General features: G+C 47.9%; 12 protein-coding genes. 4 read left to right on the top strand and 8 right to left on the bottom strand.

The genetic code is table 11. The annotated features are described in order from the left end of the window. Positions 1-52: 52 nt before the first annotated feature. Complete coding sequence (locus tag R3D00_09180) at positions 53-541, bottom strand: T9SS type A sorting domain-containing protein (protein MEZ4773343.1); 489 nt, start codon at positions 539-541, stop codon at positions 53-55. 207 nt (positions 542-748) lie between these two features. Here R3D00_09180 and R3D00_09175 point away from each other — a divergent pair, with 207 nt between their 5' ends. Beyond that, entirely contained in the window at positions 749-3,805 is a 3,057-nt protein-coding gene (locus tag R3D00_09175) for a ThuA domain-containing protein (GenBank protein MEZ4773342.1), read from the top strand. Here R3D00_09175 and R3D00_09170 read toward each other — a convergent pair. After that, entirely contained in the window at positions 3,798-5,000 is a 1,203-nt protein-coding gene (locus R3D00_09170) for a glycosidase (protein ID MEZ4773341.1), read from the bottom strand. The genes R3D00_09175 and R3D00_09170 overlap by 8 nt on opposite strands. Before the next feature lie 18 nt (positions 5,001-5,018). Beyond that, entirely contained in the window at positions 5,019-6,869 is a 1,851-nt protein-coding gene (locus R3D00_09165) for a sodium:solute symporter family protein (protein MEZ4773340.1), read from the bottom strand. 142 nt (positions 6,870-7,011) lie between these two features. On the opposite strand from R3D00_09165, the gene R3D00_09160 reads away from it, so the two are divergent. Further along, positions 7,012-9,201 carry a glycoside hydrolase family 3 N-terminal domain-containing protein gene (locus R3D00_09160; protein ID MEZ4773339.1) on the top strand — a complete coding sequence of 730 codons (2,190 nt, stop codon included), beginning with the start codon at positions 7,012-7,014 and terminating at the stop codon, positions 9,199-9,201. A 27-nt stretch (positions 9,202-9,228) separates the two neighbouring features. On the opposite strand, the gene R3D00_09155 is transcribed toward R3D00_09160, so the two are convergent. Beyond that, a complete protein-coding gene (locus R3D00_09155; GenBank protein MEZ4773338.1) occupies positions 9,229-9,924 on the bottom strand; it encodes an NUDIX domain-containing protein in 696 nt (231 codons plus the stop codon). Between the two features lie 167 nt (positions 9,925-10,091). Here R3D00_09155 and R3D00_09150 point away from each other — a divergent pair, with 167 nt between their 5' ends. Then, positions 10,092-11,234 carry a Gfo/Idh/MocA family oxidoreductase gene (locus tag R3D00_09150; GenBank protein MEZ4773337.1) on the top strand — a complete coding sequence of 381 codons (1,143 nt, stop codon included), beginning with the start codon at positions 10,092-10,094 and terminating at the stop codon, positions 11,232-11,234. A 3-nt stretch (positions 11,235-11,237) separates the two neighbouring features. Here R3D00_09150 and R3D00_09145 read toward each other — a convergent pair whose 3' ends face one another. Continuing rightward, positions 11,238-12,764: a sulfatase-like hydrolase/transferase gene (locus R3D00_09145; GenBank protein ID MEZ4773336.1), complete on the bottom strand. Its 1,527-nt coding sequence runs from the start codon at positions 12,762-12,764 to the stop codon at positions 11,238-11,240. A gap of 17 nt (positions 12,765-12,781) precedes the next feature. Then, complete coding sequence (locus R3D00_09140; GenBank protein ID MEZ4773335.1) at positions 12,782-13,459, bottom strand: CAP domain-containing protein; 678 nt, start codon at positions 13,457-13,459, stop codon at positions 12,782-12,784. An 81-nt stretch (positions 13,460-13,540) separates the two neighbouring features. Between R3D00_09140 and R3D00_09135 the strand changes: the two genes are divergently transcribed. Further along, positions 13,541-14,857, top strand: a complete 1,317-nt coding sequence (locus R3D00_09135; GenBank protein MEZ4773334.1) for a Gfo/Idh/MocA family oxidoreductase — start codon at positions 13,541-13,543, stop codon at positions 14,855-14,857. A gap of 33 nt (positions 14,858-14,890) precedes the next feature. Here the strand turns inward: R3D00_09135 and R3D00_09130 are convergent, their stop codons facing one another. Next, positions 14,891-15,805 carry a bile acid:sodium symporter gene (locus R3D00_09130; protein ID MEZ4773333.1) on the bottom strand — a complete coding sequence of 305 codons (915 nt, stop codon included), beginning with the start codon at positions 15,803-15,805 and terminating at the stop codon, positions 14,891-14,893. 76 nt (positions 15,806-15,881) lie between these two features. Then, positions 15,882-16,748: a hypothetical protein gene (locus tag R3D00_09125; GenBank protein MEZ4773332.1), complete on the bottom strand. Its 867-nt coding sequence runs from the start codon at positions 16,746-16,748 to the stop codon at positions 15,882-15,884.

Here is a 16,748-nt window from a genome sequence, read left to right as displayed (position 1 = left end):
GTTGTTGGTTTTATTTAGGTTGAGAATAGGCCTTACTGAAAAATTCATGTGGTTAATTGACTTTTTGGATTTTGTAGATCGCCTTTTGGCTGCGATTTCCGGAGATCACATGCAGCAAATAAACGCCATCTGAATACGCTTGCATAGAGAGTTCAAACCGGGAAGTCCCTGGTAACATTTTGTCGGTCGCAAGCATTTTACCTTGCATATCATATAATTGTAAATCCAGATTTTCGGTGTGATCGCCGGCTTCTACAATCAGTATATCACGGGTGGGATTAGGATAGATGGAAATCCCCAAATGGTAATCATCCTCTTCAATACCAACAAAATAATCAAAGGGCTGGTGAAACCCCTGCGAAATGATATGGTCGGCAGACAAATAGGTCTCTACCATCATTTCTCCGACGGTAAAACTGAGCTGGGCATTCGCTCCGCTAAGATAAGAACCGGCAGCCCCGATGACTGTAGGTTCAATACTTTGCCCAAAGCCAGTTATTCGAAAAACCAATAATGGCAAAAGGAAATAAATTGTTTTCATGAAATTTTGGTTTATGGGTAATTGCAGGTGTATTTGATTATTCAAGAAGCATTTTTATTTTTTTCACAAAAACACAAACTCTTCTCCTATCTTACACCATATCTGAGTCTATATCTTAAAAGAAAAATGGATTCCGCATATTTTGGATTGTCATGGTATTGATGTTACATTTATTCACTTGCTATCGATAATCTACTACTATTTGCTATGAATCATTTGCCTGCTATTTCCTACCAACGCCTTAGTTCTTTTAAGGTGCTTTTGGGCGTTTCAGTTATTCTGACTATCATATTTTCACTAACAGCCTGCAAAAACACCCCGGGAAAACGGGCCGATGACCGACCCCGAAAAATTGAAATCCTGTTTCTCGGACACAACAGCGAACATCATCCCTCTGCCAAATATGCACCCTTGCTGATAGATGCATTTTCCAACAAAGGAATCAACATTACTTACACCAGCAATCCCGATGATCTCAATGGCGAGAACCTTAGTTGGTATGACGGGCTGGTTATTTACGCCAATCACGACTCGATCACCCCTTCTCAGGAAAAAGCACTTCTCGACTTTGTCAATGGTGGGAAAGGGTTTATTCCTGTTCACTGCGCCTCCTGGTGCTTCCGCAATTCTGCCGAATATGTATCGCTGGTAGGCGGACAGTTTAAGTCCCACGATACGGCCGTTTTTACTGCCGAAATCATCAATCACGAACATCCCGTCTCAAAAAACCTCCAGCCTTTTGAAACGTGGGACGAAACCTATGTCCACGACAAACTCAATCCTGACCGTACAGTACTTATGGAAAGAGTCGAAGGCGATCACCGCGAACCCTGGACATGGGTGCGCAATGCCGGTAAAGGACGGGTTTTTTATACTGCCTATGGCCACGACGAACGCACCTGGAGCAATCCGGGTTTTCATGCGCTTATGGAGCAGGGCATTCTTTGGGCAGTGGGAGAACGCGTAACCAACCTCTGGTCACAACTTAGTTTTCCCGAACACCAATACGAAGAGCGGGCAACGATCGCCAACTACGAAAAAAGACCCTCCCAGCCGCTTTATCAGCTGCCTTTTACCCAGCCCGAATCACAAAAGTTTATTCAGGTTCCGCCTCAGTTTGACCTTGAATTGTTTGCCAGCGAACCTGACGTAATCAATCCAATCGCGATGACATGGGACGAAAGAGGAAGGCTTTGGGTGATTGAAACCGTTGACTATCCCAATGAAGTACGCGACAATGAATCAGGCGATGACCGTATCAAAATCTGCGAAGATACCGACGGAGATGGTAAGGCGGATAAATTTACCGTGTTTGCCGAAGGGTTGAATATTCCCACAGGTATCGTGCTGGTAAATGGCGGAGCGATTATCTCCCAGGCACCGGATTTTCTGTTTTTGAAAGATACCGACGGCGACGACAAGGCCGATATAAAAGAAAAAATCATCACCGGCTGGGGTGTATTTGATACTCACGCAGGCCCGTCCAACCTCAAATACGGCTTTGACAATCAGATTTGGGGAACAGTTGGTTATTCCGGTTTTGAGGGAACCATTGCAGGAAAAGACTACAAATTCCGCCAGGGATTTTACCATTTCACACCAGACGTCACCTCCTTCGAATTTCTGACCTCCACCAGCAATAATACGTGGGGGCTGGGATTTTCGGAGACATTTGATGTGTTTGGTTCGACTGCCAACAATGCACACAGCTGGTATATGGGCATTCCCAACCGTTATTTTGAGGGAGTACCGGGGCTACAGGCAAAAGGAAGTCAGAAAATTGCCGCTTATTATCCCTTCCACCCAATTACAAAAAATATCCGGCAGGTGGACGTTTTTGGCGGATTTACAGCGGCAGCAGGTCACAATCTTTACACCGCCAGAGCCTTTCCCCAGGAGTACTGGAACCGCATCGCCATGGTTTGCGAACCGACCGGAAGGCTGCTTGCCAAAGGCATTTTGGAGAAAGACGGTGCAGGCTTTAAAACGCTCGATGGATGGAACCTGCTTGCAAGTTCGGATGAATGGGTCGCGCCTGTGCACGCCGAAGTCGGCCCTGATGGCGCGGTGTGGGTACTCGACTGGTACAACTTTATCATTCAGCACAACCCGACCCCCAATCCGGAGCGAGGCGGTTATCAGGCCGAAAACGGCAAAGGAAATGCCCATATAAATCCCCTAAGGGACCGGGAACATGGGAGAATCTACCGGATCATGTATAAAAATGCGCCTGCGTACAAACCCGTTACACTGTCGAAAGACAAACCTTCGCAACTGGTAAAAACACTCAAAAGCGATAATCTTTTCTGGCGAATGACTGCCCAGCGGCTGCTGGTTGAGAGAGGCGATCAGGATGTCCTGAGCGAACTCTACAAACTGGTCAACGACCAGTCCGTCGATGAAATCGGTCTGAATGGCGCGGCAGTCCACGCCTTGTGGACGATTCACGGGCTGGGTGCGTTGAGTGGAAACAATGATGCCGCCAATAAAGTAGTGATTGCCGCGCTCCGCCATCCGGCGGCAGGGGTTCGCAAAGCGGCGGCGCAGGTCATACCCAGGACCTGGTGGGCGAGAAATGAATTGATGGCAGCCGGGCTGGTCGCTGACAGCGACCTTCATACGCGGCTGGCCGCTTTCCTCGCCCTGGCAGACATGCCAGCGGCAGAAGAGACAGGCAGAGCCCTCTATGCAGCAACTGCTGACGAGATCAATCTTTCTGATCCATGGCTTTCACAGGCGCTCTATGTCGCAGCACATACCCATCAGGAGGGTTTTATGGAAGCAGCCAAAGACCATGCGGTGCCGCCGCTGGTCGAGACTTTTCGACAAAATCACTCCGGACCACAGACACTCATCAATCCGGAAGGTGATTTTTCAGGAAAAAGGATCGCAATCAAAACCATCGCCAACCAGATGAAATATGACCTGAAAACCTTTAACGTTGTTGCTGGTGAGATGGTGGAGATTTCCTTCGAAAATACAGACCTGCTTCAGCACAATCTGCTGATTCTTGCGCCTGGTTCTATGGAAAAGGTGGGTGCAGAAGCGGACAAGCTCGCGCAAGATCCCAAAGGAATGGAACAGGGGTATATCCCCAAAATGAAGGAGGTTCTCCATGCCAGCGGGCTGGTGGATCCCAAGCAGACAATAAGAATTCGTTTTCAGGCTCCGGCGACGCCCGGTGATTATCCTTTCATCTGTACATTTCCCGGACATTGGCGCATGATGAATGGCACCATGAAAGTGGTGGGAAAGTCTAGTTAGCAAATTGTTTTTTGTCCTGTAAGAGAATCAGATTCTTCCGGATCATGGCTGTGCGGTCTTCCACACAGGCAACAGAGCGCATGCCGTCCGGCGGCGTGTTGATGGTATAATCGACCAGTTTATCTACCGTCGTCGTCGCGACATGAATGCGCGTGTCTGCCGAAGCATAGTAGATATAGACTTCTCCATTATCTTTTTTTACCCATCCGTTGCTGAAAACGACGTTGGAGACATCCCCTACCCTCTCTTTTCCCTGTGGAGCGATAAAATAACCTCCGGGTTCATAGGTAACGACCCAGGGTTTTTCCAGATCCGTCATAAAGGTATAAAGGACGTACCGAAGTCCGGCAGCGGTATTTCGCACACCATGTGCCAGATGGAGCCAGCCGTGTTCCGTTTTGATCGGAGCAGGCCCCTGGCCGTTTTTCATTTCTTTGATTGTATGGTAAGCTTTGTAATTGACGATGATTTCTTCAGAAATCACCGGGTGCGTGATATCTTCCAGCAACCCCCAGCCGATGCCGCCGCCGCTGCCGGGGTTGATAAAGTCGTCCTGCGGACGTGTGTAAAACGCGTATTTTCCCTCCACAAACTCCGGGTGCAGCACACAGTTGCGCTGCTGTGGCGAGGGGGTTTTGAGATCAGGCAGGCGCTCCCAGTCCTGCATATTTCGGGTGCGGATTATGCCGCATTGGGCAACGGCTGCACTCATATCTCCGGGAGGGGCCTGAGGATCTTTTCTTTCGGTACAAAACACCCCGTATATCCAGCCATCTTCGTGGATAGTCATACGCATATCATAGACATTCACATCCGGGTCTTCGACTTCCGGAAGCAGAACGGGCAAATCCCAAAACTGAAATTCGTCAATACCATTTTTACTCTCGGCAATGCCAAAGAATGATTTTCTGTCGGCTCCCTCAACACGTGCGATAAGCAGGATCTTATCTTCCCACAACATCGCACCGGGATTAAATACTGCATTGATTCCCATACGTTCCATTAAATAGGGGTTGGTGTGAAAATCAAGGTCATAACGCCAGGTAACAGGCGTATGTGCAGCCGTTAGCACCGGATATTCGTACCTGTCATAGATTCCGTTTCCGTTGGGGTGTTTGGGGTTTATCCGCCGGATAAGCACCTCATGCTGGTGCAATAGGTGTTGCACCTTCTCTTTAAATTCTGAATACTCCATAAAACGTAGCTCTCCTAATCAGTTTTCTTCCAGTTTGTCATACCAGTTGCGTTTCAGCACCCAGGATGCAAGCACTGTAACCGCCAGACCTGCAAATAAATATACATATTTTCCAAGTATCAGATAAACGGGCAGGGTAATGATGGAAGTTTGCCAGACAATACCGACCAGTACATTTACCATATCCCTGCGGAAAGAGGAATGATTGACAAATCCGGGATCTTCTGCCACTGCCTGATCGTGCACGGGTTTCCAGAATCCCCACGGGCGCACGGTTTTGTAAAATTCTACCAGTTCCGCCATAGGCTGGGGAGCGGTCAGGTAGCTGCCGGCCAGACATCCGATCAGAGAAATAATCAGCATGATAGGAAACTTGGCGAGATCAGGAGTCAGGGGAATGAATGAAACGTCCACATAAGGCAGTAACAGTGAGGCTGCAATACCTGTTGCCATTCCCCAGAAATAACCATAACCATTGAGCCTCCACCAGTACCATTTTAGCACATTGGCGATGGCATAACCGCCAAAGAGCGCGTTGACAATCCACTGTGTAACCTGATTGATCGAATCGGTGGCGTAGCCAAAAGTTACGCCAATAATCACAATGGCAATCGTGGCGAGATAGCTCATTCTGACATAGGTTTTCTCAGTGGCATCGGGGCGAATATATTTTTTATAGATATCATTCACCAGATAAGCAGGGGCAGCATTAACCGTAGCGGCAACAGTGGACATAAACGCAGCCAGAAGTCCGGCCAGCAGCAGGCCCAGCAAACCTACCGGCAGATACGTTTTTATCACATAGGGAAGTACCAGTTCGAAGTCTGTAGCTGATTCTGCTGCATTATATATCGGATCAAATCCCACCTCGTGAAGCCCGACCAGGCCCATGACAGCGATTCCGGCAATGAGCATATAACGGGGAAAAAATAATGCAACAGTAACAAATCCGCTCATCATGGCGGCTTCTTTGGGAGATTTTGTAGCGAGCACCCTTTGCATATCATAGTTGGGGGCAGGCCCTGCCAGACTCACCAGCACCCCCTTAAAGACCATCATCACAAAAAAGAAAGTAAACAATTCGTAGCCATCCGATACGATTTTATCATTGACCGAAGCCATCGTCCCCTGCCAGTCCATGGTAAGTTTCCACCCGAAAAAAATATTGTGCCAGTCATCCGGAACAATCGCCTGTATGGTTTCGGGCGAAACTGAAAAAATAGCAATGACGCCGACCGAAATCGAGGCAATTGTCATAATAGCAAACTGGAGCACCTCCGTAAGCACTACACTATACATCCCACCCTTAATCACATAGATGGCCGTTATCCCAATAAAAATCAGTCCGTACACATTGGGAGTCAATGGTATCGTACCAAAAGCTGAAGATTCGATGGAATGGGGAAGAAATGTATAGGAAAATTTACCAATCCCCTGAAACGCATAAGCCAGAAAACCGATAACGCTCACCAATGCAAATACAATGACGATGATGTTGGCAAATTTGGCATCTTTCCTGTCCCCAAACCGGGTATTGATCCACTCTGCACCTGTCATAACATTTGACCGGCGAAGCCACATCGATAAGAATACCATCAGAAATATCTGATTAAATACCGGCCACAGCCAGGGAATCCATATACTTTTTACCCCATAGACAAATATCAGCGCCACCAGCCACATCGTACCGGTAATGTCAAACATGCCCGAAGCATTGGAAATTCCCAGTATATACCAGGGCATGGAGTTGCCGCCGAGGAAATAGGATTCCATATTGGCGGAAGCTCTTTTGGAAATATAAAATCCTATGATTATTGTCAGAATAAGGTATCCGACAATAATTACGATATCTATGGCCTGTAACTGCATGGATTATTTCTGATAGTGGTATTTTTACAGGAACTTTTAAGAAATATGCGGAAACACTTTTCGCCATCCATCCTGTTGTATCAGGAGTTGTTTCGGTATGGGACAGGACAGGTATATTCGCAAGGAAGCCAATATTTGATTTATGAATACGATTTCACACACATACCTAGAAGAGAAAATCCAATCCCTGCTTCGGGCAATGACATTGGCTGAGAAGATTGGTCAGATGACCCAGATCACACATTCTGTGCTTCTTGAGGAGGTTATCCTCAATGCTGACGGAAGCCCGGGCGATGATTTCTCATTCGCTCCGGAAAAGGCGACAGCCTTTATCAGAGACCATCATATCGGCTCCTTTCTCAATGGAATCGCTGTCTCCGCTCAAACCTGGTACGAATATACACTCGCCCTTCAGCAAATCAATCTCAGCATCGACCGCCATGGCATTCCGGTCATTTATGGGATTGACCATGTCCATGGCGCAAACTATATCGAAAACAGCACCATTTCCCCTCACAACATCAACCTTGCGGCCACATTTGATCCCGGATTTCCGGAAAAACTGGCCCGTATCACGGGCTTAGAGTCGGCAGATCTCGGGCATCACTGGATATTTGCCCCGGTGCTTGACGTGGGCCGGGACCCGCGTTTTCCTCGCTATTATGAGACTTTTGGCGAAGAGCCGCTGGTATGTGCCGTCATGGGCAAAGCCACGATCAGAGGCATCGAAGACAATCAGGAAACAGCACCTTACCGGCAGGCCGCCTGTGCCAAACACTTTCTCGGCTATTCTGTACCCAAATCAGGATGGGATCGCACACCGGCGGAAATTCCCGATCAGGTATTGTACGAATATTTTATTCCACCTTTCCGCGCAGCAGTTGAAGCGGGGGTAAAAACATTTATGATCAACGGATCAGAAATCAATGGCGTGCCTGTACATGCTTCCCGCCGGCTACTTACCCATGTACTACGCGAACAGTTGGGCTTCAAGGGCGTGGTCGTTACAGACTGGGAAGATGTCATCCGGCTGCACACTTTGCACAAAGTGGCTTCAACGCCTAAAGAAGCCGTGCGTATCGCTATTGAAGCCGGAATCGACATGTCTATGACACCTTTTACCACAGACTTTTGTGGGTTATTAAAAGCATTGGTGGAAGAAGGCACCATCTCCGAATCGAGAATCGACGAGTCTGTCGCCCGTATTCTGAAACTCAAATTTGACCTGGGATTATTTGAGCATCCTTATCCCCGCAATGACCGCTTTGACAGAATCAAAACGCCTGCCCATACGGATGTGGCGCTTGAAGCGGCAAGGGAGTCTATCGTGTTGCTCAAAAATGAACAACACCTGCTGCCACTCCAGCCTGAGAAAATCCAAAAGCTGGTGGTATGTGGTCCGCATGCAAATCAGAAAAAAACGCTGGCCGGTGGCTGGACGCTTCGCTGGATTCCCCATACAGATGAAATCTTTCCCGAAGATCTGGACACTGTTTTTACCGGCTTAAAGAAAATCTATCCCGATACAGAGGTGGTACTTTCAACTAAAGAGTCATTGGCATCCGACGCAGTCCACGCAGATGCTATCATTGTGGTTGTGGGAGAAGATCCCTATTCGGAAGGTTCGGGAAATATCTATGATCTGACCCTGGAAGCCGGGCAGCAGCAATGGATCAGAGACGCCCATGCCACCGGAAAACCCGTTGTGGTTGTCATGCTTTCGGGAAGACCCCGGGTAATCCGGGAAGTATATCCGCAATGTCAGGCATTTATCTGGGCGGGGCTGCCGGGTTTTGAAGGCGCACAGGCAATCGCAGAAGTGATCGCAGGGAAAGTAAATCCGAGCGGAAAACTACCCTTCTCGTGGCCGGCATGGCCAGGGCATTTTTATCCCTATGATCACCGGCTGATGGATCTGGACAATTATCGCATGCTTTCCGACAATGAAACACATATGGCGAAATTTGGCGAAGGAAAAAGTTACACCTCCTTTGCTTACAGCGACCTGCAGATCAGCAGCCCAAATGTTTCTGCCGATGGTGTGATTGAGGCTACGGTAAAAATCAAAAATACAGGATCGCGCCCCGGAAAAGAGACCATCTTGTGGTATATCACTGACGAATATGCTTCTATTACCCGCCCAGTAAAACAACTGCGCTTTTTTGAGAAAAAGACACTGGCTCCGGGCGAAGAAACGATCAGCACCTTTATTATTCGTCCCAACCAGCACTTAACTTTTCCTGACAGCGAGGGAAATCAACTGCTGGAAGCAGGAAGTTTTTTGGTAAAAGTGGGAGAAATGAGTCTCAGGTTTGAACTGAATGAATCGTAATATCTGGCCATTGGCATCCATTCCAGATCACTTTCCATCTCTTATCACAAAACGAAAGCCATTCTCTTTATATTTTTTTTCATCAAACCGATACAGACTCGCAGCGCGGTGAGCGACCCCCTTCTGTTTTTCTTCCAGCTTTTCAAGGATGTCAAGCTGAAGCATTTTTTTTCGGAAATTACGGCGGTCCATCTCGATGCCCAGTACTGACTCATAGAGGCTGAGGATTTGGGGAAGGGTAAATTTGCGGGGAAGTAGTTCGAAGCTGATAGGTTCTTCGCGAAAACGTTTATTAAGATGTTCCAGGGCACTTTTCACAATTTCGTTGTGATCAAAAGTAAGGCGGGGAACAGCTTTTGTATCAAACCAACGCACCTCACTGACATCGGGGCCATGGCGGAGTTTATACTTATGCGGGTTGATCAGTGCGGTGTATCCAATGGTAATAATTCGCTCCCCCGGATATCGGTTGACGTCGCCAAAAACGCCCAGTTGCTCCATGTAAATATCACGCACCCCGGTAGCTTCTTCGAGAATACGTTTTGCTGCATCATCTGTATTTTCATGCTTAAAAATCCATCCTCCGGGCAAAGCCCACATTCCTTTAGATGGCTCTATATCGCGCTTGACGAGCAGTATTTTCAGCATAAAATCATCAAAGCCAAAAATCGGGCAGTCAATCGTAACTGAGGATAATGATCCGGGAGGCGGTATAGTAGGCATAGATAACCGGGACTGAAAAATGCAAGTATAAAAAAAGTTTCTTCAGCTTAAAATCTCGAATATAGCCCTTTTTTTGAGGAAAATTGTTTATTCTCAAATGATAAATATTATAATAGCATACCTTATCTTTTCAATCATCCTGTAATATCCTGTTAATTCCCTTTGCTATGAAAAATTCTGACTTAACACCCAAACATCTTACCAACCGTCGCACCTTCATCCGCCAGTCTTCGCTGGGGCTGGGAGCGGCTGCCCTGGCTACCTCTGGTCTCTCCCTTTCTGCCCTTTCGGCCTGTGCGCAGGATGAAAGCGGGAAAAAGCTCGGCATTGCGCTGGTAGGTCTCGGCAATTATGCCAAAAACCAGCTTGCACCTGCCCTCCTCGAAACCAAAGACTGCTACCTGGCGGGCATCGTCACTGGTACACCGGCAAAAGCCGAAGAGTGGAAAGCCAAATACAATATTCCCGATAAAAATATCTATAACTATGAAAATTTTGACTCCATAGCCGACAACCCCGACATCGATATTGTCTATGTAGTCCTGCCCAACTCCATGCATGCCGAATATACCATCCGCGCTGCAAAAGCCGGCAAACATGTCATATGCGAAAAGCCTATGGCCGTAAGTGTTGCAGAGGCCGAACAAATGATTGCTGCCTGTAAAGCCGCAAAAAGAAAACTCTATATTGGATACCGCCTGCACTACGATCCCTTTAGCATGGAAGCCATGCGTATCGCTAAGGAAAAAGTCTATGGGGAAATAAAGATTGTGGAAGCTAGTTTTGGATTTCGCATCGGCGACCCTACGCAATGGCGCCTGCGCAAAAATCTTGCAGGTGGAGGGGCCATGATGGACGTGGGCATTTATGTCATCCAGGGGGCGCGGTATTCTACCAATGAAGAACCGATTGCCGTCACGGCACGGGAATACAAAACCGATCCGGTCAAATTTGCGGAAGTAGATGAAACCATCTTCTGGCAGATGGAATTCCCCTCCGGTGCTGTCGCCAACTGTGGAACCACTTACAACTCCAATATTCAGCGATTATATGCAGCTGCTGAAAATGGCTGGTTTGACATTCGCCCGGTGTATAGCTACAGCGGCCTGAAAGGCGAAACCAGCGACGGGCCTATGCAGATACAGGGAATCAACCAGCAGGCTGCCCATATGGACGGCGTCGCCCGAAGCCTGAAAACCGGCGAAGCTGACCACAACATATCGGGGGAAGAAGGTCTCCGCGATATGAAAATCATTGAGGCGATTTATCAATCTATTGCCCAGGATGGCAAACGCATTACCCTGGGTTGATGATTAACGAGTATCAGGATCTTCATCCCCTTCCGGTGGTTCGCAGAACGCAGCTAGTTCTGTTTCGGCAGAATCACTCTCCGGTACATTTGCTGCATTTGGATGCGTACGCCGGAAGTGGGAAATCATGATATTCTGCATTTCGCCCAGTACGCCCTGGTAGTCAGGTTTACCAGCCAGATTAGTGGTTTCATTTGGATCTGCAGCCAGATCATACAGGCGATGCGTAATGCCTGGTGGTGGGTTTCCGGTTGCATAGCCCTGCCCGAGATCGCGTTTGCCGGTGCTAAAAATATATTTCCACTCCTTGGTCCGCACCATGGCTTTGTTGTCGGACAGAAATTCGGAGAAAATATAATCTTTGTGAAGCGAGCTCTTTTGCATGATCAGTGGCATCATACTCTTTCCCTGAGCGGTTTCCATCGGCGGTTTTCCCAATCCTTCGAGCAAGGTTGGTACGAGATCTACAAATTCTACCAAAGGATCTATGACAATACCCGAAGGGAAGTGGCCGGGAGCGCAAATGATCATTGGCGCATGAACCGCAGGCTCCCACATCATATGTTTTTCAAAACGTTTGTGATGATTGAGCAAATAGCCGTGATCGCCGATATAGACAATCATGGTATTTCGCACCAGACCGAGTGATTCGATTTGGTCGAGAATAATGCCCACATTTTTGTCCAGATATTCTACTGATGTATAATACGCAGCAATAATGCCCTTTTTTTCCTCATCGGTAAGGTCTGCAAACACTTCAGGAATCCACTGATCGTCCTCTTCCGTACCCTGGGGAAGTTTCATATCCTTTCCCTGGAATCTGTTTCTGAATTCTACCGGGAAATTGAAAGGAGAATGCGGTTCGTGAAACCCCACCCACATACAAAAGGGGTTGTCCTTATTGGCCTCCATAAACTTATTGGCTTCATGCGCATAAAAGGTTCCGATATCATCTTTATCAGCATAAGCCGAAGGCAATGCTTCCGAGTTGAGCCAGACGCGGGCATGATCCCGAAACGGATGCCAGGGAGGTCTGACTGCAATAGAATCAGGTACAGGAGCCGGAGGATTTGCCTCAAGGTACTTCTGATAGGCTTTTCGCTCAATCAGCGTATCAAATCCATGGGAAAGCTGATTGTTGAAATGCATTTTGCCAATGGCCGCGGTATGGTAGCCGAAGGTTTTGAGGTGTTCGGCAACGGTTATCTGTGAATCAGGCAGCGGGGTGCGAAGCAGCGTAACGCCGGCTGCGTGTGGATAACGGCCGGTAAGCAAAGACTGGCGCGAAGCACTGCAAACCGGAGCGTTGGCGTAGGCACTGCGAAACATTACTCCGGCATTGGCAAGCCGGTCGAGGTTCGGCGTATGAATATCGCGGTTGCCATATGCCCCAATGGCATAGGCTGCGTGGTCATCGCCAATGATAAACACGATATTGCGTATTTCATCGGGTGCGTTCTCCCGTGAGTTAGCACAAGCCGCCAGTAGCAAAAAAAGGCTCAGACAAAGACGTTCAATACGAAAATTCATAGTAGTAGATCAATCTGTTATAGTCCAAAATTTTGCGTCCCGTATCCCATCGGAATCATTCCTTCCGCCATATCATTTTTCCCTGCTCTGATCGCACAACCCAACGTATGCAACCCCGGGTGAAGAATGTTTGAGCGGTGGCCTTTGGAAGACATCCAGTCATTGACAATCTGAGTAGCAAAACCCAAATAGGTATGTGGCAAGATAGGGCGGTTATCATTATCATAAAAATCGAAACTATCTCCCCGGCTCGCACGGTAAAAATTGGTGCCGGACTTATAGTCATATAAAAACGAACTGGCCACATTTTCCGCAATCACGTCCACCTTAAACCGTTTCCCCCGCTTTTCAGGCGTACTGTATGCTGGGTTTCGCCGGTTGTAGTGATCCACAAATTCGTACTGAGCCATTTGAGATGAATGGTAATCTGCCACATCCCGGAGAGCGGGCGAAAATACGAGCGGTTTCCTGCGGTTTTCTTCACGGGACTTATTGGTAAGGAAAAAAACGGCGGCATTCAACAGGCTGTAGTCCACATTCTCCCAATCCAGCGTATCCTTAAGCTGAGGCATTTTCACAAAGGATTGCCAGGTATATTTTGCGTAAGCGCTATCAGGGAAGACCTCCTGATTCTGGCTCAGGATAGGGGAAATAAAGAGAAAATTAACCAGGGACAACAAGATCAGGTTTCTCATAGAATGGGTTTCTGCAAATTCTTACGAGAATAAATTTACAAGGATTTTTTTGTTAATTTCCTTTATCTGAAATAAGGAATCATGAAATACTCGCGAAGAAAATTTATCCAAAGCTCTGGCGTTGCGCTGACAGGAGTCTCGTTGCTGGGTATGCGCGCATTTCCCCGGAAAATACAAAAAGTTGCGCCTTCTGACATCCTGCGTGTGGGTCTGATTGGTTGTCGGGGAATGGGTGCCTTTGACCTGAAAAACCACCTTAAAATTGACGGAGTGGCGTGCGCCGCCCTTTGTGATGTAGACAGTCAGGTTTTGGCAGACAGGACAAAAGAGATCGGAGAACTGACAGGCAAAACGCCTGCAAACTATTCTGACTACCGCAAATTGCTCGACGATAAAAACATAGATATCGTCATCATCGGCACGCCTGACCACTGGCATTGTCTTCAGATGGTACATGCCTGTGAAGCAGGGAAAGATGTATACGTGGAAAAACCCATGGCCAACTCTATTGAAGAATGCAGGGTCATGGCAGAAGCTGCGGGGAAATACAACCGGATTGTTCAGGTCGGTCAACAGCAGCGCAGCGGAAAACACTGGCAGACAGTCGTTGATTTTGTACAATCAGGAAAATTGGGACATATACGGAGAGTAAAGGTATGGGCCAATTTTAACTATGGGAAAGGACTGCCCAAAGTACCTGATACAACACCACCGGCAGGTTTTGACTGGGATATGTATCTGGGACCAGCAGCAGCGCAGCCATACAATGCGAGCCGTGTTCATGGCGGCTGGCGGCACCAATGGGCTTTTGGCGGCGGACTGATGACCGACTGGGGCGTACATTTGCTGGACATTGTATTATGGGCAATGAAAGTCAAAGGAGCGCCAAAAGCTGTGTCTGCGGCAGGAGGCATTTACAATTACATCAACCAGGCGATTGAGACGCCTGATACATTGGATGTATTGTATGAAATGGACGGATTTACCCTGACATGGGAGCACAATGGCGGGATACAGCGCGAGCAGTATGACAGAGTATATGGGATTGCATTCATGGGCGAGAATGGGACCCTGGTGGTAAACCGGGAAAGCTGGCAGATATATCCGGAAACCCGGGAGGGTAAAGATGTTATAGAAACTAGGCCCCGGCAGCAGGGACAAAACAGTTACCATGCGGAGCATGCGGCCAACTTTATTGATGCTGTCAGGAACCGAACAAGCCCGGCCTGTACCGTGGAAGACGGATATGCAGCAGCGTTTTATGCGCATATGGGAAATATTGCCTATCGCACGGGGTCGCGGCTGGAGTGGGATGAAGAGAAGCGGAGCTTTGGCGGAAATAAAGCGGCCAGCGCGCTGGTGAAACCGAAATACAGGAAGCCCTGGGAATTGCCATAAATCTATCCCCACCTAACAGAACATATCAGCAACTTATATCCATTTGTTGCGAAGAGCTATCTTTTGAAGCAGAAGGGGAAAAGTATTCCATGGAAACTCCGAGAGTATCATCAGTATCAAAACTGCCGGATCAAAAAACCGGGCAGCAAGTACGATCGCCATACCATTATTCATATAAGCACGGGAAATCGTAATGGTAAGGCGGTCTCTGGGAGCCAGTTTCCAGCCCATGAGATAGCCTGCCAGATGAAGAAATCCAAACAGGATATACAGAGCGACAACTTGTCCTACAAGATCCAACGGGTTTTTGAGAATAGCCGCCTGCTGCGAACCCACCGTTGCATACACAAATACCCCAAAAATAACCACATTCACGAAAGAGTACCAGGGTTTGGTTTTGGTGATCAGTGCGGGAGAAATACGTTTGACAACCGCTGCCATAACCAATGGTAAACAGACTAAAAATCCCAGCTTGCGAAACAAATCAAAAGGATTGAGTTCGACTTCAGCACCCAAACAGACCCACATAAGCAGCGGGACCGTAACCGGTGCCAGCAATGAAGTAATAATCGCCACACTCATGGAGAGCCCGACATTGCCTTTCATCAGGTCGGTAAGTGCCGGCGTTGCCGTACCCGAAGGCATTGCAGTCAATAACAGAAAACCTGCTGCCAGCTGAGGATCAAATGGCTTTGCCATGTAAAATACGCCAACAGGCATCACGATTAAAAACATAACCGAAATATAGGCCATCAGCCGAAAGTTGCTGATACCACTGAGGATTTCCAGAAAGTCGGTTTTCAGAAAAACCAGAAACAAAAGGAAAATCAGTACCGGCTCCAATAGTGGCATCAAAGACTGACTATATACAGGCCAAAGGAGCCCTGCCACCAGACCGGCGAGCATCACGACCCAAAAATATTTGACAATAATACTGATGATACGCATACGGTTATCCGAAGTAACCGAATTTCAAGCGATTTACAAGCCTTAGGGGAAACGATTGGACGATCAGACCAATGTATTAAATAGTCAGAAATACTCCGGCAGAATAGGCAGGGCTGGCAAAAATAATCCGACCATACACTGCTCCGCCTGCGGTAGCAGATACCCCCCAGTTTTTACCAAATTTCCAGGCGACTTCCGGAGAAATGGTAATATGCTCGCTATTGTTGGCAAATATACTGGTACTGGTAATGGCATCGGCAAGGGTTCCGTTTTTGAAGGATTTTACCCCATACACCCTCACCAGTGCTATCAGCCGGTTGTCAAACAACTGCACCCCCGTCTCCGCGCCAAAACGAAATTCGTCAGAGTACCCGCCCGTGCGGTTATTGAATCCTGCGTAAATATTGGCGTAGGCATTTTTCCCGAAAAGCTTATAAGATTTTCCGGCATCGATCTGTATCAGTTGGTTAAACTCGCCATCGCCGGTCTGCAGATTGCCCTGAGATCCGCCGCGTGAATTTCCCAAAGGAAGCCCCAGGGTCAGCGTAGCACTTACGGCCACAGATTTTTTAGGCGTTAATCCATATTTGACACTCACATCTGTATCGCCAAATGAGTTGATCGCCTCACCGGGAACGAGGATTTCGCTGGTTGTTCCTGACCGGATATTATTAAATAATGCCCTGCTGAAAAATGGCGCATAGACTATCCCTGTAAGCCGTGGCGTGATGCCATACTCACCGTAAAAACTGGTGTTAAATATTTTATTGGTTACATTGGGATCAATCTGCCCGACATCTGTAAAATGTTGATTGGAGATAAGCCACCACTGAGAAACCTTAAAGTATCCATGGCCCTTTTCCTGTGGCCATCCGCCCCCGGCAAAAACAGCCTGAATGCCGAAGACTGCTGTCATGATGAGAAAAGAAATACGGGTCTTCAT

It is taken from the genome of Bacteroidia bacterium (assembly GCA_041391665.1).
Classification (GTDB): Bacteria; Bacteroidota; Bacteroidia; order J057; family J057; genus JAGQVA01.
Note: the sequence above shows the minus strand (reverse complement) of the source record. Positions and strands in the feature narration are given on the sequence as shown.